This window comes from Sphingomonas sp. TF3 (genome assembly GCF_003985085.1).
Lineage (GTDB): Bacteria > Pseudomonadota > Alphaproteobacteria > Sphingomonadales > Sphingomonadaceae > Sphingomonas.
This window is the reverse complement of the sequence record NZ_RWKS01000025.1, coordinates 1-17,433: the sequence shown is the minus strand read 5'-3', so window position 1 is coordinate 17,433 and position 17,433 is coordinate 1. Positions and strand designations below refer to the sequence as shown.

The following is a 17,433-nucleotide window of genomic DNA, read 5'->3' as shown; positions in this document are numbered from 1 at the left end:
CCGGCGCACGCGTTTTTCACGAAATCGGGACGCCGCCTTGTTAGCGGGCGAGTCGCGGGGCTGACCGTCGAGCACGACCCCGCGCCGGGAACAGGGGAAGCACAATGGATTCGGCAACGGCGATTACGCGCGCGCGCAGCGGGCTTGGCAAGAAGACCGAATATAAGAGCCCCGGCACCATGCCATCCTTCGCCGCCGCGACCATCCCTTCCAATGGCAAGCTCGATTGCAGCGGCTTTGTCTATTGGAGCATCCGCTTCCCATCGGTTCCGCCACAATCGCGCATCGTCAACCACCCGCTCTACAAGAAGATCAACGGCGGCTGGTTCGAGACCACCGCGATCCACGCCGACGGCCTATCCTCAACCGGCTATTTTCGCGCGTTGCCGGAGCCGGTTGTCGGCAGCTTCCTGGTCTACCCAGATTACACCGGCACCGATGGCCGGACGCATGATGGCCATATCGGCATCGTGACCGCGCTGGACATGGCCCAGCATGGCATCGCACGGGTGAAGGCGATCATTCACTGCTCGCTCGGCGGATGGCACCAGCACGGCGACGCGGTCCAGGAGACCGCGCCCGCGCCGTGGCTTGCCCACAGCAACTCCATTGCTGTGTGGTATGAAGGCTTTTCGGACGCGCCGCCGGCCTGACTACCCCCGCGCCGGGATCGCCAGACCGCGCTGCACCGCTGGCCGTGCGAGGCCGCGTTCGAGCCATGCCTTTACGTGCGTGAACTGGTCAAAGCCGACCAGCTCGCCCGCGCCGTAAAAGTCGACCAGGCCGTTCACCCAGCCGAGCATCGAGATATCGGCGATCGTATAGTCATCGCCCAGGAACCAGGTCTTGTCCGCCAATACGCGGTCCATCACGCCCAGAATGCGCTTGGCCTCGGCCACGTAACGATCGCGCGGGCGCTTATCCTCAAAGTCCTTGCCCGCGAACTTCACGAAGAAGCCGACCTGGCCGAACATCGGGCCAACCCCACCCATTTGGAACATCACCCACTGGATCGCCTGCCAGCGCGCAGCGGGATCGCTGGGGAGGAACTTGCCGGTCTTTTCCGCCAGATAGAGCAGGATCGCGCCGGATTCGAACAAAGCGAGCGGCTTGCCGCCGGGCCCATCGGGGTCGAGGATCGCGGGGATCTTGCCATTGGGGTTGAGCGATTCGAAGGCGGGGCTGTGCTGGTCGTCCTTGGCGAAATCGACCAGATGCGGGTCATACGCCAGCCCCGTCTCTTCCAGCATGATCGACACTTTCACACCATTGGGCGTGGGGAGCGAATAGAGTTGCAGCCGGTCAGGATGAGCGGCGGGCCAGAGTTGTGTGATCGGAAAGGCGGAAAGGTCGGTCATCGGCGCAAAAACTCCTTTGACGCGAGAGATAGTCATCCGGCGATAGCTTCGCTATGGCCCGGCACGATGGAAGCGTCCGATCTCCGCGTAGCCCTGTTCAGCGGCAATTATAACTATACCCGTGATGGTGCCAACCAGACCCTCAACCTCCTGGTCGGCTATCTGCTCAGTCGCGGCGTGAAGGTGCGAATCTATGCACCGACGAGCCGCACCCCAGCATTCCCGCCGGTCGGCGACCTGGTCAGCGCGCCATCGATCAAGATCCCGTTGCGCGGCGAATACAAGCTGACGCGCGGCATGGGCAACCGTGTCCGGCGCGATCTCGACGCCTTCGCGCCCAATATGATCCACGTTTCGGCACCGGACCGTCTGGGGCACAAAGCGCTCAATTATGCTGAAAAGCATAACATCGCCCGGGTTGCTTCGTACCATACGCGGTTCGAGACCTATATGAGCTATTACGGCTTGGGGTTTCTGGTGCCGCCGATGATCGGTATTCAGAAGCGTTTTTACAGCCGGGTCGATGAAGTGCTCGCGCCAAGCCAGGTCATGGGCGAGATCCTGCGCGAATGGGGCGTGCCCACCCCGGTGACGCGCTGGTCGCGCGGGGTCAATCACGATCGCTTCAACCCCGCGCAGCGCGATCTGGCGTGGCGACGCAGCCTTGGCATCGGCGATGACGAGGTCGCGGTCGGCTTTCTCGGGCGCCTGGTCAAAGAAAAGGGGCTGGACGTCTTCGCTGCGGCCCTCCGCACGCTCAAGGCGCGCGGCGTTAAGCACAAGACGCTGGTGATCGGCGAAGGCCCGGCGCGCGACTGGTTCGCGCAGGAAGTGCCCGATGCGGTGTTCGCGGGCTATCTGACCGGCGACGATCTGGGCAAGGCAGTCGCATCGATGGACGTGTTCTTCAACCCGAGCGTGACCGAGACCTTCGGCAATGTCACTCTGGAAGCCATGGCGGCGGGCGTGCCCGTCGTCGCGGCCCGCGCCAGTGGTGCCGTCGGCCTGATCGCCGACGGCGTCACCGGGCTGATCGTGCCCCCGACCGACATCGAAGGCTACGCCGACGCCCTACAGCGCTTCTGCGAGGACCATGCCTTCCGCAGCACCGCCGGGGCCGCCGGTCATGCCGAGGCCGCGACCTATCAATGGGAACGCATCAACCAGACCGTGCTCGACACCTATTTGAAGGTACTCGCGCGCCGCGCCGCATGACGTGCGCGTTCAGCGCCAATCATAAGCGAGTGGTGCCTCGCGAAACGCGAAGCGATCGACATGGCGCGCGACCGCGCCTTGCAACGCTTCGAGCTGTTCGACTGCGCTAGCCTCGATCCGCACCACGAGCGCATCGGGTTCGGCATCGAAAGTGACGGTGGCATCGCCCGGGAAATTGGCCCCGCGCGCATCCTTTGGAAACACGATCGTGCCGTGCTCGGGGGTGAAGACCACCGCCAGATTGTGCTCCCAATGCTTGCAGGTCTGCTGAAGGTACTTGCTCGCATGCGCCGTCGGCACGCGCGCGGTTGTGCTCAGGGTCATATCACGTCTCCGAAGGGGAGGCTCAGCCCCCGCCGCAGCCGCGGCATTTGCGAGGCGACGGCGGAGGAGCTGAAGCCGGGTCATTTTTACAGCCGCTCGATCTTCTGCGCGGCTTCGTCGATCAGCGCGACGACTTCGTGCAGCGTTTCCTGCGCCACGTCTTCGCTGCGCAGCTTGTGGATCAATACCTCGCGCAGATTGCCCATCGCCCGGCGCACCGACGCGCTGTCAGTCCGCGCGCGTTCTGCGCCGACCTCGGCAAGACGCGCAAACAGCGCCGCGACCTGTTCCGCATTCTCGGCGAGATGCGCGGTGCCGGTTTCGGTGACCGCGAAGAGCTTTTTGGCCCCTTCGGCCTGCCGCGCCTCGATCAGGTCCATGTCGTCGAGCAGCGTGAGCGTGGGATAGACGACGCCCGGGCTCGGCGCATAGGCACCGCCGGTCAGTTCCTCGATCGAGCGGATCAGATCATAGCCGTGGCGTGGCTCGTCGGCGATCAGCTTGAGCAGCACCAGCCGCAATTCGCCGCCGTCGAACATACGCCGACCGCGCGGGCCACCCCGCCCCTCACCGTCGCCCCGGCCGTGCCCATGACCATGGCCACGCCCGAACCCGCCGCCGAAGCCGCCACCAAAGCGTCCGCCCATGGCCATGCCTTTACGGCCAGGATGACAGCCACGGTCTCCGCGACCGCCGCGTTCTACAAATACAAACATATCGTTCCTTTCTATAACACGATGGCACTAAGATATATCTTTATTGCATCGACGCAAGGGGTTCGTGCATTTTTTTGGGGAAACCCTATCTTGGCCCTACTCGCCCGAGGAAAATGATGCCCGACCTGTTCGCGACCTTCGATCCCCCCGCCGCCGACCAGCCGAGCGCCACCGCCCCGCTCGCCGACCGGCTGCGCCCGACGACGCTCGCCGAGGTGGTGGGGCAGGATCACATCACCGGCCCCGAAGGCGCGATCGGGCGGATGGTCGCGGCGGGGCGGCTGTCGTCGATGATTTTGTGGGGGCCGCCCGGCACCGGCAAGACGACGATCGCGCGGCTGCTCGCCGATGCGGTGGGCTTGCGCTTCATGGCGATTTCGGCGGTGTTCTCGGGCGTCGCCGATCTCAAGAAAGCCTTTGCCGAAGCCCGCGATCACGCGAAGATCGGCAAGCGCACGTTGCTGTTCGTCGACGAAATCCACCGCTTCAACCGTGCGCAGCAGGACGGCTTCCTGCCTTATGTCGAGGACGGCACCGTCACGCTGGTCGGCGCGACCACCGAGAACCCGTCCTTCGAATTGAACGCCGCCGTGCTCAGCCGCGCGCAAGTGCTGATCCTGCACCGGCTCGATGCGGCCGCGCTCGGCAAATTGCTCGACCGCGCCGAGCAGGTCGAGGAGCGCCCGCTGCCGCTCACGCCGGAGGCGCGCGACGCGATGATCGCCAGCGCCGATGGCGACGGGCGCTTCCTGCTCAACCAGGCGGAGACGCTGTTCGCGGTCCACCTGCCCGAACCGCTCGATCCTGCCGGGCTCTCCGCCTTTCTGCAGCGCCGTGTCGCGGTGTATGACAAGGACCGCGAGGGGCATTACAACCTCATCTCCGCGCTGCACAAAGCGGTGCGCGGATCGGATCCGCAAGCCGCACTCTATTATCTGGCGCGGATGCTGACCGCGGGCGAGGAGCCGCTGTACCTGCTGCGCCGCATGGTGCGGATGGCGGTGGAAGACATTGGCCTCGCCGATTCCAATGCGCTGACGCAGTGCCTTGCCGCCAAGGATGCCTATGATTTCCTCGGCAGCCCCGAGGGCGAACTGGCGATCGCGCAAGCGTGCCTGTATCTCGCCACCGCGCCGAAATCGAACGCCGCGTACAAGGCACAGAAGGCCGCCTGGAAATCGGCGCGCGAGACAGGATCGCTGATGCCGCCCGAGAATATCCTAAACGCGCCGACCAAGCTGATGAAGGACATTGGCTATGGCAAGGGCTATGCCTATGATCACGATACCGCCGAGGGCTTTTCGGGCGCGAATTACTGGCCGGCCGAAATGGCACCGCAGACCTTCTATGTGCCGACTGAGCGCGGCATGGAAAAGCGCATCGCCGAACGCATGGCGTGGTGGGCCAGCCTGAAGGGGGAGGAATGAAGGACTGGGAGTCGCTCGCCGCCTTTGCGCTGACGCTGCCCGACACCGTGGCCGGGACGCATTATGGCGGGGCGGCGATCAAGGTCGCGTCGAACGGGCGGGCGTTCGTCTCGATCGGCAGCGAGGCAGGTTCGTTCGTCCTCTCGATCGACGCGGATACCAAGGAAATGCTGCTCGAAACCGACCCCGCGACCTTCTGGCAGACGCCGCATTATGAAGGCTGGCCTGCGGTGCTGGTCCGCTATGACACTAGCGATCTGGAACGGGTGCAGGACATGGTCACCCGTGCGCGCGACCAGGCGGCCGCGCGCAAGGCCGCCAAGCCCCGCAAGAAAGCGTGACACCGGCGCATTTCTCACGCTTCGCCGCGATCGACTGGTCCGGTGCCAAAGGCGCGCGCCACCCCGGCATCGCGCTGGCGCTGTGCGAAACCGGCACCGCCGCCCCTACCCTCGTCTCCCCGCCGCGCGGCATCTGGTCGCGCGCCGACATCCTGCACTGGTTGCGCGATCGGGCGGATACGCCCTTGCTGGTCGGCTTCGACTTCAGCTTCGCACCGCCTTATGTGCTGCGCGGGGCGTATCTACCCGGCGAGGACACGCCGACTACGGCACGCGCTTTCTGGGCTTATGTCGACGCGCATGCGCCCGACGCCGATCTCGGGGCAGCCTCCTTCCTCGAAGCACGGCGCGGCACGCATTTCTATCTCGGTGCGCGCGACGGGACCAAGGCCGACTTCCTCCACTTCCGCCGCTGTGAAGCGCATCACAATGCCGCAGGCTTCGGCAAACCCTCGACGGTCTATGATGCGATCGGTGCCGCGCAGGTCGCCAAAGCGAGCTTCGCCGGGATGCGTCTGCTCCATCATCTCAGCACGGACGTGCCCATATGGCCGTTCGATCCCGCTCCAACCGCCGGCGCGTGCGTGGTCGAGATCTACACCACCATCGCGGCCCGCGCCGCAGGTGTGCGCAAGGGCCTCAGCAAACTGCGCGATCCTGCCGCACTCGACGTCGCGCTTGGCGTGCTCGGCAGCGCACCGCACCTTCCTCTCCCGCGCTATACCGATCATGCCACCGACGCGATTTTGACTGCGGCGTGGCTGCGCGCCAATCGCGCACACCCGGAATTTTGGCATCCGCCTGCCCTCACCGCACAAATCGCACGCACGGAGGGCTGGACCTTCGGCATATCCTGACGCATTGAGCGTGCGACGTGCCGGCTTAGCTCAGTTGGTAGAGCGCCAGTTTTGTAAACTGGATGTCGCGGGTTCGATCCCTGCAGCCGGCACCATTTCCAACGTGGGCGATTCGGGTAACACGTCCGCTGCATTGGCCCGGCCGTCTCGGTGACAAGAACCCAAAACCGCGCCCAACCTTCGTATAAATTACAAATCCACATCGCTGCCTAAAAAGAACACCGTCGTCGGTTGAGGGGTCACGAACGTCATGGCCCCGGCCGCGCATCGGAGGCCTGTGATGCATCGGGGAAAGCGGCGCGAGCTAACGCATTTGGCGCTCGTCGGCATAGCGTCGAGTTTGGCAGCCTGCAGCGCGTCTCCCGCCGCGGAACGGGTGCCCGCCGTCCCGGTCGTGACCGCCGTCGTTCAGCGCGGCAATCAGCCCGTAACGCTTGGTGCCCCGGGCCAGCTGCAAGGCTATTACACTGTCGATGCACGCGCGCAGACCAGTGGCAGGATCACCAGTTTATTCTATGTCGAGGGACAGACGGTCAAGGCCGGTCAGCCGCTTGCACAGATCGATCCGCGCCCTTTGCAGGCGGCGCTGGAGGCCGATCGGGCGCAACTCGCGCGCGACAGCGCGGCGCTGGACGGGGCGCGTGATCTGCTCGAGCGTAACGCGCCGCTCGTCTCGCAAGGGCTTGCATCCGCGCAACAAGTCGCTGCCTACCGAACCCAGGTCGCCCAACTTGCCGCAACCGTGGCAGGTGATCGCGCGGTCCTAACGCGCGACCGCCTGTCGCTCGCCTACACCACAATCCGTTCGCCCATTTCGGGCGTGGCAGGTCTGCGCAAAGCCGATCCCGGAGCGTTGGTCGGCCCGTCGGACGCCGCCGGAATCGTGACGGTCGCGCAGGTGCAGCCGATTGCCATGCTGTTTTCGGTTTCGCAAAAGGATCTCGATGCAATCCAGCGCGCAGTGGTTGGCTCGCGGACGAACCTGAAAGTCGCCGTCACGACGCAAGGCGATGGACGACCCGTTCTCGAATCCGGCGAATTGGTCGTTCTCAACAACCAGATCGATCCGGCAACCGGCACCGTGCTTCTCAAAGCGGTCCTGCCGAATGCCGACCGCAAGCTCTGGCCCGGACAATTGGTACATGCACAGCTCGAACTGGGCATCCGGCCCGGTGTCATAACAATCCCGTCCAGCGCGGTTCAGCGGAACCCGCAAGCGACGTTCGTCTGGCTGGTGTCCAACGGTCACGCGCGCATGCAGCCGATCAAGGCCGGAGCATCGACGGGTGATCGAACGATCGTAACCGCCGGCCTGGTCGGCGGCGAAACCGTGGTTACCGACGGCCAGTTCGCGCTGACTCCCGGGGCGGTGGTGACGGCCCAGGCCAATCCCGCCTCCGCCCCGGTGCGATCGGATGACCCTCACCGGCTGGGCATCGTTCAATGAGCGCGCCCGAGGCATCGGAGCTGACTCCATCGGGCGGGCTGTCGGGCCCCTTCATCCGGCGCCCGGTGGCGACGATGATGCTTGCGATAGCGCTGCTGCTCGCCGGCATTCTGTCCTATCTGCAGCTGCCGGTTGAATCGTTGCCGAACGTCAGCGTCGCGACAATCCAGGTCACCGCACAGCTGCCAGGCGCGGACGCGACCACCAACGCCGCTGCGGTCGCAACCCCGCTGGAGCGTCAGCTTGGGCAGATCCCGGGCCTGACCCAGATGACATCTTCGAGCGCTCTCAGCTTTGTGCAGATTTCATTGCAGTTCGCGCCAAACGTTTCGGCCCAGCAGGCCGCGCTTGGCGTGCAGCAAGCGCTGATCGCGGCACAGGCGAGTCTGCCCCCGACGCTGGTCGCGCCGCCAAGCTTTCGCCTCGTCAACCCGGCCGACCCGCCCGCCCTCATCCTGGGAATCACGTCCGACGCGCTGCCGTTGACCACGGTCGACGATTATACCGAGAGCGTCCTGTTCGGTCGCCTATCGCAGATGCCCGGCGTCGGCCTGGTCACGATCGGTGGACAGCGGCAGGCTGCCATGCGGGTCGAAGTCGACCCGGCGGCCCTAACGAGCCACGGACTGACAATGGCCACCGTGCGTACGGCGCTTCAGCAAAGCACGCTCAAAGCCGCCAAAGGAACGATCCGCGGCGACCGCCAGACCTGGGGCCTGTCGACCAACGACCAGCTCGATACCGAAAAGGGCTTTTCAGATGTGGTGATCGCCTATCGCAACGGCGCACCGATCCGCATCTCTGACATTGGCAGCGCGCGGATCGGGCCCGCAAACACCCAGCTTGCCGGCTGGTTCAACCGGAAGCCGGCCATCATCCTCAACGTCTTTCCGGCAGCCGGAGCGAACGTGATCCAGACGGTCGCGCAAATCCGGGCGGCGCTGCCCAAGCTGCAGGCATCGCTGCCGAAGGCGGTGCAGATCCGCATTGTGTCCGACCGAACCACGACGATCCAGGCCTCCGTAAGCGACGTCCGGTCCACGCTTCTGCTGACGGTCCTGCTCGTAATCGGCACGATCTTTCTTTTCCTCCGCGAGCCACGCGCCACCCTGATCCCGGGGATAGCCGTCGTGCTGTCGATCATTGGCACGTTCGTCGTGATGCGCCTGTGCGGATTCAGCCTCGACAATCTGTCGCTGATGGCGCTGTCGATCGCAGTCGGCTTCGTCGTCGATGATGCGGTTGTGATGATCGAGAACATCACCCGCTACGTCGAACAAGGCCTGACGCCGTTCCAGGCGGCACTGAAGGGTGCGGGCGAGATCGGTTTCACCATCCTCGCGATTTCGACATCGCTGCTTGCAGTGTTCATCCCCTTGTTGCTGATGAGCGGTCTGGTCGGCCGGATGTTCCAGGAGTTCGCGCTGACGGTGGCTTCGGCGATCGTCCTGTCGGTGATCGTCTCCCTAACCCTGACACCAATGTTGTGCAGCATTCTGCTCAAGCCAAGCCGTGCCGACGCCCGGCATGGCCGACTCTATACCTTGCTCGAGCGCGGCTTCGCGCGGCTGACTGCGGGTTACGGCAAAGGGCTGGACGTCGTACTGCGCCACCAGCGGCTCGCGCTCGTCGCGATGGGCGGCACGGTCGCATTGACCGGCCTCTTGTTCGTAACGATCCCAAAGGGTTTCTTTCCTGAGCAGGATACCGGCATGATCGCCGGGATTACCGAAGCCAGCGGCGACATCTCGACAACGGGGCTGGCCGCCCGCCAGACGGCGCTCGTCGACATCCTGCTAAAAGACCCCGCAATCCAGACCGTCGCGAGCTATATCGGCCCGGGCGGAAGCAGCCCGGCCCCCAATCAGGGCCGTATGTTCATCGCGCTCAAGCCGTTCGGACATCGAGGACCCGATGGCGGCGCACAGCAGGTCATCGCTCGGTTGAACAAGGCCGTCGCAGGGCTCGCCGGGATCAAGCTCTACCTCCAGGCGTCGCAGGACATTACGATCGGCGCGCGAGTCTCCAAGAGCCAATATCAGTTCACGCTGGTCGACGCCGACAGCGCCGAACTCAGCGAGTGGTCGCAGCGCGTGGCGTCGGCCTTCAAGAAGATCGCCGGTGTCACCGATGTGACCAGCGACGCGGGCAGCAACGGGCCACAACTTGCGATCACCATCGACCGCGACGCCGCTGCACGCCTCGGCATCACACCGGAAACCATCGATACCGCGCTGTACGACGCCTATGGCGAACGCCCGGCGACGAAGATCTACACTCCGGTGAACCAATATTTCGTCGTGCTCGAATTCGCTGCGGCACAACGGGCGACACCGGATTCGCTACAGCAAATCTATCTCAGCGCGTCGAACGGCGACCGAATCCCACTGTCGCAGGTCGCCACGATCCAGCCCGACTCAGCCCCGCTGGTGGTGAACCATCAGAGTGGCTTCCCCTCGACGACCATTTCCTTCAATCTCGCGCCAGGCGTGTCCATCGGCACTGCGGTAAGCGCAGTTCAGAAGGTCCAGGCGCAGCTTCATCTGCCGCCCACCTTGCAGACATCGTTCGCGGGCAATGCACAGGCGTTCCAGTCCGCGCTTGCGGGCCAGGGGATCCTGATCCTGCTGGCTCTTGTGGTCGTGTATCTCATTTTGGGGATGCTCTACGAAAGCTGGATCCTGCCCCTGACGATCCTGTCGACCTTGCCTTCGGCCAGCCTGGGGGCGTTGCTCACGCTATGGCTGGTAGGGCGCCCGCTGGACGTTATCGGAATTATCGGCATCGTGTTGCTGATCGGGCTTGTGCAGAAGAACGGCATCATGCTCGTCGATTTCGCGGTCGAGCAGGAAGCCGCAGGCTTGGCACCCGAGGCAGCCATCCGCGAAGCTTGCCTCACTCGCTTTCGGCCAATCCTGATGACGACCCTGTGCGCAATGCTTGGCGGCATCCCGTTGATGATCGGGACGGGCGCGGGTGCGGAAATCCGCCAGCCGCTCGGCTATGCCATCGTCGGCGGACTGATGTTGTCGCAGGTACTGACGCTGTTCACCACGCCGGCCGTCTTTCTCGCAATCAATCGCCTGTCCCGCCGCCGCAAGGCCTCACCAGGGCCGCTTCAGCCGGTGCCGCAGCCATGATGGGTCCCGCAATGTCGTCTCCTTGCTCATACCCGCACCGGATCATCGGTATTCTGCTCGCGAGCGCAACGCTGGCGGGATGCGCGCTCGGCCCCCGCCCGGTCCCGCCCGCCCCGACCGTCCCCGCGCAATGGAACAACCCGGTCGCCAACCAGGGAGAGTGGCCGAGCGACGACTGGTGGAGCGCATTTGACGCCCCCGAACTGGAACGCCTGATCACAGACGCGCAGTCGCTCAATACGGACATAGCCCAGGCTCAAGCGCGGTTGGTTCAAGCCGATGCGCAGGCGCGGATCGCGGGTGCGGCCTTGCTGCCGACGGTCGCGCTCCAGCCGGGCGCATCGACCATCCGCAGCCTCAGCCCCACCGGCACGCTGCGGCGCTACAGTCCGTTGCTCGGCGTCGCGAGCGCTTCCTACGAAATAGATTTATGGGGCAAGCTTCACGACGCGCGACGCAGTGCCATCGCCAACGGCCAGGCGGCGCGCTTTTCGATTGCGGTGGTGCGTCTCGGCGTGACGAGCAGCGTGGCGGCGACCTATTTCCAGCTCTGCGCGGTGCAAGACAAGATCGCGGACGCCAAGAATGACGTCCTAAGCGCGACCCGCATATTGGAGGGTCTGCGTATCCAGCAACAGCATGGGCTCGTCACGGGTATGCAACTGGCCCAGCAGACCGCCCTCGTCGCCCAGTTCGAAGCGGCGATTGCCCCGCTCGAGATCCAAAGGACGCATCTTGCCGACGCGCTGGCGATCCTGAGCGGCCACACACCCGAAGAGATTGCGATCACGGGAGGTTCGCTCGAAACCGTGAAGATCCCGCATGTGGCAAGCGGTCTTCCTGCCGACTTGCTCCTGCGTCGCCCGGACGTTCAGGAAGCCGAACGCCTGCTCGCCGCTGCGAATGCCAATATTTCGGTGGCCCGCAAGAACTTCCTGCCCTCCATTGCCTTGACCGGAACAGGTGGAGCGCAAAGCGTCGCGCTGGCAAGTGCGGTGGGTGCACCTGCCGCGATCTTCAATTTCGGTTTGTCGACGCTGCAGCCGATTTTTTCGGGCGGGCGACTGCGAGGTTCGCTCGACTATGCCAATGGCCGTTACGCCGAGCTCGCTGCCGGCTATGCGCGCGCCGTACAGCAGGCGCTTGGAGACACCGAGGATGCCTTGGCGACAGTCTCCGGCGAGGACATCGAGATGGCCAGACGCACCCAAGCGCTGGCCGCTTCGCGCAATGCAGCGGAGATGGCGCGCAAGGGTCTCGAAGGCGGCCTCACCGACACTCTCCCGCTCCTGCTGGCCCAGCAAAGCCTCGCAAGTGCGCATAGCAGCTATATCGACGCGCGCCTCAACCGGGTCCTCGGGGCGGTAGCCTTGTACAAAGCCTTGGGCGGCGGTTGGCAGAAGCCCTGATATCCCGCGCGACGACCGGCCGATGCGCGAACAATATCTCTTAACTTCGCCTACTCTTCCGAGTGCAATCGGCGAGCGCTCAGCCCTCGCTGAACCCCGCCACCACAAACCGCTCCGGCAACGGTGCTTTGGCGATAATCGGCTCCTTGCCCGCACGCGGCACGGTCAATTCGGCGGCGTGGAGCAGGGTCGCACCCTCGCCCTTGCCATAGATCGGGTCGCCCACCACCGCCGCGCCCAACGCTTCGGCAGCATGGACACGAATCTGATGCGTACGGCCAGTTTCGGGAATGAATTCCACAAAGCTGCGCCCGTCCTTGATCTCGAGCACGCGCCATGCCGTGCGCGAGGGCTTGCTGCCTTTGGTGCCAAGGGGATCGCCAACCATGCGCCACCCGGTCTCGATCGTGCTGACCTTGGCCAACGCCAGGTCGATCAATCCGCTTTCGCCTTCGACCACGCCATCGAGCACGGCGAGATAGCGCTTGCGCACAAGCCCTTGCTCGAACGCCTGCTGCAGCCTGGCATGCGCCTTGGGATTGCGCGACAGCAGGAGACAACCAGACGTATCGCGATCGAGCCGATGCACCGGCACCGGCCAGCGTTTGAACCCGAAGGTCAGCCCGTCGAGGTGGTTTTCGAGGCTAAGCGAGCCATCGCGCGGGCGGTCGACCGGGAGGCCGGCGGGCTTGTCGATGACGAGTGCCTCGCCATCGAGAAAAAGAACATGGTTTGCGAGCATTTCGGCCTCTTGCCACCGCTAGCGCCGACATGCCAGAGATTGTGCCTGTGAGCAGATGCGGAAGATCGATAACGCAGGTCGTTTTTGGGGCGATGGGCATCGTTCTCGCCCTGACTGCGGCTGCCCCGCAAAGCGATCTTCCCGCCCCTATGCCGGACGGCCGCATGCTCGGCCATCTGCCCTATGCCGAGGCCCTGCGCGGCGACCTGGTCGAAGCGCCAGCGGGATTCGGGGTTGGGCAACCATGCTTTATCCACCGCGACGCGGCACCGGATCTGGCCCGGCTGCTGACTGCAGCAGCGCTGACCCCGGGGGTCGGCCGGGTCCTCCATGCGGTATCCTGCTTTCGCGCGATCGCGCATCAGCGTGCGGTCTTTTGCCGTAACGCCCGGCCCGGCATTTGCCCCGATCCCTTCAATCGCGCCCGCTTCGTCGGGCCACCCGGCTATAGCGAACATGCCACGGGCTATGCGATCGACTTTGCGGTGCGCCCCGCCGCCGATTGCCGGGACGTGGATGCCTGTATCGCCGCCACCAACGCCGGGCGCTGGCTTCTTGCCCATGCGCCGGACTATGGCTTCGAACTGTCCTTTCCCAATGGCAACCCCCAAGGGGTGACGTGGGAACCGTGGCACTGGCGCTGGGTCGGCGCGAGCGTCAACGTGTCGGGCGCGGCACGCGCGCGCCTGACCTTCGCCCGCGCGCGCACGACCTACCCCGGAAAGCCGGGTGTTGCCAGCGACCGCGACGCCTGGCTGATCGCCACTGCACCGCAACCGCCGCTCTTGCTGATCAGCAAGGCAGCCACGACGCCGCCACCGCCCCTGTTGGGAGCGATGGCGGCGCCCTGGAGTCAGGAGCTCAGGCGCTAAGCTTGGCCGCCGTTTCGGCGATGCGCTTGCCCTGATAGCGCGCACCGGCCAGTTCCTCCGCTTCGGGCTGACGGCTGCCGTCGCCGCCTGCGATCGTGGTCGCGCCATAAGGCGAACCGCCGCGCAGCTTGTCGACGCCCATCTGGTCCTGGAAGCCGTAATCGAGGCCGACGATCGTCATGCCGTGATGCAGCAGGTTGGTGATGATCGAGAACAGGGTCGTTTCCTGGCCGCCATGCTGGCTGGCGGTCGAGGTGAACGCGCCGCCGACCTTGCCGACGAGCTTGCCCTGAAACCATACACCGCCGGTGGTATCCCAGAACGACGCCATCTGGCTTGGCATACGGCCGAAGCGAGTCGGCGCGCCAACGATGATCGCGTCATAATCGGCAAGGGCGTCTGGGCCCTCGATCACCGGATGGGCGGTGTCGGTCTTGAAACCGGCCGCTTCGATGACCGCCTGCGGGGCGGTTTCCGGCACGCGGCGGATATCGACCTCGGCCCCGGCCGAGCGGGCACCTTCGGCAACCGCATCCGCCATCTGCTCGATATGGCCGTAGGACGAATAATAGAGAACGAGAACCTTGGTCATTGTACAGTCCTTCTTCATTGCTCCCCTCCCGAGAGCGGGCGGGGGTTGGGGTAGGAAAACGGGTTATTCTGAATCGACGAGCACCAGTTCGGCATCTTCCAGCGCGGTGATCGTAACGGTCTGGCCACCATCCATCGCGGCACCGTCGCGCGCCTTGAACGTTTCGCCATTGATCTCGATCGATCCGGTCGCGGGCACCAGATAAGCGTGGCGTCCGGGCAGGACGTCATGCGTGATGCTCTCGCCCGCCCGCACCATCGCGGCGAGCACGCGCGCATCGGCGCGGATCGGCAGAGCTTCGGCATCTTCCGCGAAGCCGCTGGCGAGCGTCACGAACTTGCCCGAACGATCGTCCTTGGGAAACGGCTTGGCACCCCAACTGGGCGATCCACCGGTCCGCGTCGGCTCGATCCAGATCTGGAACAGCGTCGTCGGCTCCTGCTCCAGATTGTATTCGGCGTGGCGCACGCCGGTGCCGGCACTCATCACCTGCACATCCCCTGCGCCGGTGCGGCCCTGATTTCCCATCGAATCCTGATGGGTGATCGCACCCTTACGGACATAGGTGATGATTTCCATGTCGCGGTGGGGATGCGGCGGAAAGCCGCTATTGGCGGCGATCTCGTCATCATTCCATACCCGGATCGCGCCCCATCCCATCCGGGCGGGCTCATAATAATCGGCAAAGGAAAAATGATGACGGGCATTGAGCCAGCCATGGTCGGCATGGCCCAGGCTCTCGAACGAGCGTTTCTCGATCACGGTGTTTCTCCAGCGGAGGAATTCTGTTGCCGCCAAGATAGAGCTTTGGATCACACGGTAAATGGAAACGCTGGAAACCTATCGTTTCCCCATCTACAAATGAGGAGACGTTTCTATCGAGGATTTTTCCATGCGCTTGCCCGATCTTGAAGCTTGGGCGATCTTCGCCAGCGTGGTCGAGCATCGCTCCTTCAGCGGCGCGGCGGATGCGATCGGCGTTTCAAAAGCGACGGTTTCGAAAGCGGTGACGCGGCTCGAGACGCATCTGGGACAGTCGCTGTTCCACCGTACCTCGCGCCGCCTCTCGCTTACGGAGAATGGAAAGGCCTTGGCAGAACATGCGGCGCGCATTCTGGCCGAAGCCAATGCCGCCGAAGAGGCTGCCCATGCCGCGGCAACTGCACCAACCGGCCTGGTGCGCGTCGCCGCGCCGATGTCGCTCGGGCTGATCGCCATCGCGCCGGTCATCGCAGATTTTCTCGCGCTGCATCCAGGCATCACGATCGACCTCCACCTGTCCGATGCGCGCGTCGATATCGTCGCAGAAGGGTTCGACATCGCATTGCGCATCGCTTCGCTGCCCGACAGTTCGCTGCGCGCGCGCAAGCTCGCCGACATCCGCATCAACCTTGTGGCGGCACCCGAATATCTCGCGCGGCACGGCCGACCGACCCATCCGGGCCAACTCGGCGAACATCGCTGTTTCGCCTACACCAACATTACCGCGCCGTGGCGATTCGTCGGGCCGGATGGGACCGAGGTCTCGGTGCGTCTGCAGGGCCCGCTCGCGACCAATAGCGGCGAGGCGATGCTGCCGGCGCTCCGCCGAGGCCTGGGCATCGCGATGCTGCCGGACTTTATCGTCGGCGACGACTTGGCCACCGGTCGGCTCGAAACCATCCTCGAGGATTGGACTCCCTATGGGGGAGCCTTGCACTTGATGACCCCGCCCGGCACGCTGCGGCCAGCGCGGGTGGAGGTGCTGATCGCCTATCTGAGCGAGCACCTGAAAACGCTTTGTTCCGTAAAAATCCCTAAGTGAATCCCCGCGACTCGTGGATTCAGGCCGCTTAATGTGAAATTAACCTTTTGCCTTCATCACTGATGAGGTTAATGGAGTGTGAGGCAAGTCGGACCGCAGGGGGCCCGGAACGCCTGACGAGAAACGGGGAACGCCCAGATGCGCGTATTGCTGATCGAGGACGAGCCGACGACCGCCATGGCGATCGAGCTCATGCTGACCACCGAAGGGTTCAACGTCTACAAAACCGATCTTGGCGAAGAAGGCCTCGATCTCGGTAAGCTCTATGATTACGACATCATTCTGCTCGACCTCAACCTGCCCGACATGCACGGCTATGACGTGCTCAAGCGCTTGCGGGTTGCGCGCGTGCAGACGCCGGTGCTGATCCTGTCGGGTATCAACGAAATGGACTCGAAGGTGCGCAGCTTCGGCTTCGGTGCCGACGATTACGTCACCAAGCCCTTCCACCGCGAAGAGCTGACCGCGCGCATCCACGCCGTCGTCCGTCGCTCGAAGGGCCACAGCCAGTCGGTCATCCGCACCGGCAAGCTCGCGGTCAATCTCGACGCCAAGACGGTCGAAGTCGATGGTGCCCGCGTGCACCTCACCGGCAAGGAATATGCGATGCTCGAGCTGCTCAGCTTGCGCAAGGGCACCACGCTGACCAAGGAAATGTTCCTCAACCACCTCTATGGCGGCATGGACGAACCCGAACTCAAGATCATCGACGTGTTCATCTGCAAGCTGCGCAAGAAGCTGTCGATGGCCTGCGAAGGCGAAAATTATATCGAGACGGTGTGGGGCCGTGGTTACGTGCTGCGCGAACCCGACGAGATGATGGCCTCCGCCGAAGTCGCCTGATCGCGTCACTCCGTCAAACCGAACAGCGTTCCGCTCCGGCGGATCCGGGCCGCGCCATCTGGGGGGATGTCGCGGCCTTTCTTTTGTCGGGCATCGCCCAATCCCGGACGTTCGAGCGGCAATCCGGGCTCTCGATAGCGGCCATTCTTTAAGCGTGATCTTTCCCGTTTTCCCGTCTCCGACTGGCCATTTCGAGAAAGAGCATCCGGGAACAGATTTTGGGAACGGGTGCGCCCCGGACGGCTCCCGACGCGATCGCTAAGGCGACCGTCCCGATATGGGTTCCTAATCGGGAAAAAGTGCGTCCGCTCGTTGAGCGGGTCGCGGTATAATCCATTCTTCATTG

Annotated in this window: 18 protein-coding genes and 1 tRNA gene; 12 read left to right on the top strand and 7 right to left on the bottom strand. The window is 64.2% G+C overall.

All coding sequences use genetic code 11. From position 1 onward, the window contains the following. Window positions 1–104 precede the first annotated feature (104 nt). Complete coding sequence (locus tag EJC47_RS17655) at window positions 105–653, top strand: hypothetical protein (protein ID WP_126849127.1); 549 nt, start codon at window positions 105–107, stop codon at window positions 651–653. On the opposite strand, the gene EJC47_RS17650 is transcribed toward EJC47_RS17655, so the two are convergent. Further along, window positions 654–1,358, bottom strand: coding sequence for a glutathione binding-like protein (locus EJC47_RS17650; protein WP_126849126.1), 705 nt, complete (start codon window positions 1,356–1,358; stop codon window positions 654–656). A 66-nt stretch (window positions 1,359–1,424) separates the two neighbouring features. Here EJC47_RS17650 and EJC47_RS17645 point away from each other — a divergent pair, with 66 nt between their 5' ends. Then, complete coding sequence (locus tag EJC47_RS17645; protein ID WP_126849125.1) at window positions 1,425–2,573, top strand: glycosyltransferase family 4 protein; 1,149 nt, start codon at window positions 1,425–1,427, stop codon at window positions 2,571–2,573. 9 nt (window positions 2,574–2,582) lie between these two features. Here the strand turns inward: EJC47_RS17645 and EJC47_RS17640 are convergent, their stop codons facing one another. Together EJC47_RS17640 and EJC47_RS17635 are read right to left on the bottom strand one after the other, a co-directional pair. Continuing rightward, a complete protein-coding gene (locus EJC47_RS17640; RefSeq protein ID WP_126849124.1) occupies window positions 2,583–2,897 on the bottom strand; it encodes a DUF2218 domain-containing protein in 315 nt (104 codons plus the stop codon). Between the two features lie 86 nt (window positions 2,898–2,983). Beyond that, entirely contained in the window at window positions 2,984–3,550 is a 567-nt protein-coding gene (locus EJC47_RS17635; RefSeq protein WP_126849123.1) for a PadR family transcriptional regulator, read from the bottom strand. Between the two features lie 179 nt (window positions 3,551–3,729). On the opposite strand from EJC47_RS17635, the gene EJC47_RS17630 reads away from it, so the two are divergent. The 7 genes from EJC47_RS17630 to EJC47_RS17600 all read left to right on the top strand — a co-directional run bounded on the left by EJC47_RS17630 (window position 3,730) and on the right by EJC47_RS17600 (window position 12,234). Further along, window positions 3,730–5,040: a replication-associated recombination protein A gene (locus EJC47_RS17630; protein WP_126849122.1), complete on the top strand. Its 1,311-nt coding sequence runs from the start codon at window positions 3,730–3,732 to the stop codon at window positions 5,038–5,040. Beyond that, a complete protein-coding gene (locus tag EJC47_RS17625) occupies window positions 5,037–5,381 on the top strand; it encodes an MmcQ/YjbR family DNA-binding protein (protein ID WP_126849121.1) in 345 nt (114 codons plus the stop codon). Before EJC47_RS17630 ends, EJC47_RS17625 begins: the two co-directional genes overlap by 4 nt. Next, window positions 5,378–6,238: a hypothetical protein gene (locus EJC47_RS17620; RefSeq protein WP_126849120.1), complete on the top strand. Its 861-nt coding sequence runs from the start codon at window positions 5,378–5,380 to the stop codon at window positions 6,236–6,238. Before EJC47_RS17625 ends, EJC47_RS17620 begins: the two co-directional genes overlap by 4 nt. Before the next feature lie 19 nt (window positions 6,239–6,257). Beyond that, window positions 6,258–6,333: transfer RNA gene (locus EJC47_RS17615), tRNA-Thr, on the top strand. Window positions 6,334–6,632: 299 nt separating this feature from the next. After that, window positions 6,633–7,685 carry an efflux RND transporter periplasmic adaptor subunit gene (locus EJC47_RS17610; protein WP_185867714.1) on the top strand — a complete coding sequence of 351 codons (1,053 nt, stop codon included), beginning with the start codon at window positions 6,633–6,635 and terminating at the stop codon, window positions 7,683–7,685. After that, window positions 7,682–10,825 (top strand): efflux RND transporter permease subunit, encoded by a 3,144-nt coding sequence (locus EJC47_RS17605; RefSeq protein WP_126849118.1) that lies wholly within the window; start codon window positions 7,682–7,684, stop codon window positions 10,823–10,825. Before EJC47_RS17610 ends, EJC47_RS17605 begins: the two co-directional genes overlap by 4 nt. Before the next feature lie 11 nt (window positions 10,826–10,836). Beyond that, window positions 10,837–12,234, top strand: coding sequence for an efflux transporter outer membrane subunit (locus EJC47_RS17600; protein WP_185867713.1), 1,398 nt, complete (start codon window positions 10,837–10,839; stop codon window positions 12,232–12,234). 79 nt (window positions 12,235–12,313) lie between these two features. On the opposite strand, the gene EJC47_RS17595 is transcribed toward EJC47_RS17600, so the two are convergent. Further along, a complete protein-coding gene (locus EJC47_RS17595; RefSeq protein ID WP_126849116.1) occupies window positions 12,314–12,976 on the bottom strand; it encodes an RluA family pseudouridine synthase in 663 nt (220 codons plus the stop codon). Between the two features lie 92 nt (window positions 12,977–13,068). On the opposite strand from EJC47_RS17595, the gene EJC47_RS17590 reads away from it, so the two are divergent. Beyond that, entirely contained in the window at window positions 13,069–13,848 is a 780-nt protein-coding gene (locus EJC47_RS17590) for a M15 family metallopeptidase (protein ID WP_033963953.1), read from the top strand. On the opposite strand, the gene wrbA is transcribed toward EJC47_RS17590, so the two are convergent. Both wrbA and EJC47_RS17580 read right to left on the bottom strand, forming a co-directional pair. Then, complete coding sequence (wrbA, locus tag EJC47_RS17585; RefSeq protein ID WP_126849115.1) at window positions 13,838–14,440, bottom strand: NAD(P)H:quinone oxidoreductase; 603 nt, start codon at window positions 14,438–14,440, stop codon at window positions 13,838–13,840. The two genes, EJC47_RS17590 and wrbA, sit on opposite strands and share 11 nt — an antisense overlap. Window positions 14,441–14,503: 63 nt before the next feature. After that, complete coding sequence (locus tag EJC47_RS17580; RefSeq protein ID WP_126849114.1) at window positions 14,504–15,202, bottom strand: pirin family protein; 699 nt, start codon at window positions 15,200–15,202, stop codon at window positions 14,504–14,506. A 130-nt stretch (window positions 15,203–15,332) separates the two neighbouring features. Here EJC47_RS17580 and EJC47_RS17575 point away from each other — a divergent pair, with 130 nt between their 5' ends. Then, entirely contained in the window at window positions 15,333–16,244 is a 912-nt protein-coding gene (locus tag EJC47_RS17575; RefSeq protein ID WP_033963958.1) for a LysR family transcriptional regulator, read from the top strand. A gap of 138 nt (window positions 16,245–16,382) precedes the next feature. After that, window positions 16,383–17,087, top strand: coding sequence for a response regulator transcription factor CtrA (ctrA, locus tag EJC47_RS17570; protein ID WP_126849113.1), 705 nt, complete (start codon window positions 16,383–16,385; stop codon window positions 17,085–17,087). 5 nt (window positions 17,088–17,092) lie between these two features. Here ctrA and EJC47_RS21220 read toward each other — a convergent pair. Further along, on the bottom strand, window positions 17,093–17,433 hold a 341-nt coding region (locus tag EJC47_RS21220), incomplete at its 5' end, for a hypothetical protein (protein WP_221885183.1).

What these genes read in the sequence shown, in the direction of transcription:
- ctrA (WP_126849113.1), top strand. Translation starts at nt 16,383, where the DNA reads ATGCGCGTATTGCTGATCGAGGACGAGCCGACGACCGCCATGGCGATC.
- EJC47_RS17650 (WP_126849126.1), bottom strand. Translation starts at nt 1,358, where the DNA reads ATGACCGACCTTTCCGCCTTTCCGATCACACAACTCTGGCCCGCCGCT.
- EJC47_RS17590 (WP_033963953.1), top strand. Translation starts at nt 13,069, where the DNA reads ATGGGCATCGTTCTCGCCCTGACTGCGGCTGCCCCGCAAAGCGATCTT.
- EJC47_RS17625 (WP_126849121.1), top strand. Translation starts at nt 5,037, where the DNA reads ATGAAGGACTGGGAGTCGCTCGCCGCCTTTGCGCTGACGCTGCCCGAC.
- EJC47_RS17655 (WP_126849127.1), top strand. Translation starts at nt 105, where the DNA reads ATGGATTCGGCAACGGCGATTACGCGCGCGCGCAGCGGGCTTGGCAAG.
- EJC47_RS17635 (WP_126849123.1), bottom strand. Translation starts at nt 3,550, where the DNA reads ATGGCCATGGGCGGACGCTTTGGTGGCGGCTTCGGCGGCGGGTTCGGG.
- EJC47_RS17645 (WP_126849125.1), top strand. Translation starts at nt 1,425, where the DNA reads ATGGAAGCGTCCGATCTCCGCGTAGCCCTGTTCAGCGGCAATTATAAC.
- EJC47_RS17605 (WP_126849118.1), top strand. Translation starts at nt 7,682, where the DNA reads ATGAGCGCGCCCGAGGCATCGGAGCTGACTCCATCGGGCGGGCTGTCG.
- EJC47_RS17595 (WP_126849116.1), bottom strand. Translation starts at nt 12,976, where the DNA reads ATGCTCGCAAACCATGTTCTTTTTCTCGATGGCGAGGCACTCGTCATC.
- EJC47_RS17640 (WP_126849124.1), bottom strand. Translation starts at nt 2,897, where the DNA reads ATGACCCTGAGCACAACCGCGCGCGTGCCGACGGCGCATGCGAGCAAG.
- wrbA (WP_126849115.1), bottom strand. Translation starts at nt 14,440, where the DNA reads ATGACCAAGGTTCTCGTTCTCTATTATTCGTCCTACGGCCATATCGAG.
- EJC47_RS17600 (WP_185867713.1), top strand. Translation starts at nt 10,837, where the DNA reads ATGTCGTCTCCTTGCTCATACCCGCACCGGATCATCGGTATTCTGCTC.
- EJC47_RS17630 (WP_126849122.1), top strand. Translation starts at nt 3,730, where the DNA reads ATGCCCGACCTGTTCGCGACCTTCGATCCCCCCGCCGCCGACCAGCCG.
- EJC47_RS17575 (WP_033963958.1), top strand. Translation starts at nt 15,333, where the DNA reads ATGCGCTTGCCCGATCTTGAAGCTTGGGCGATCTTCGCCAGCGTGGTC.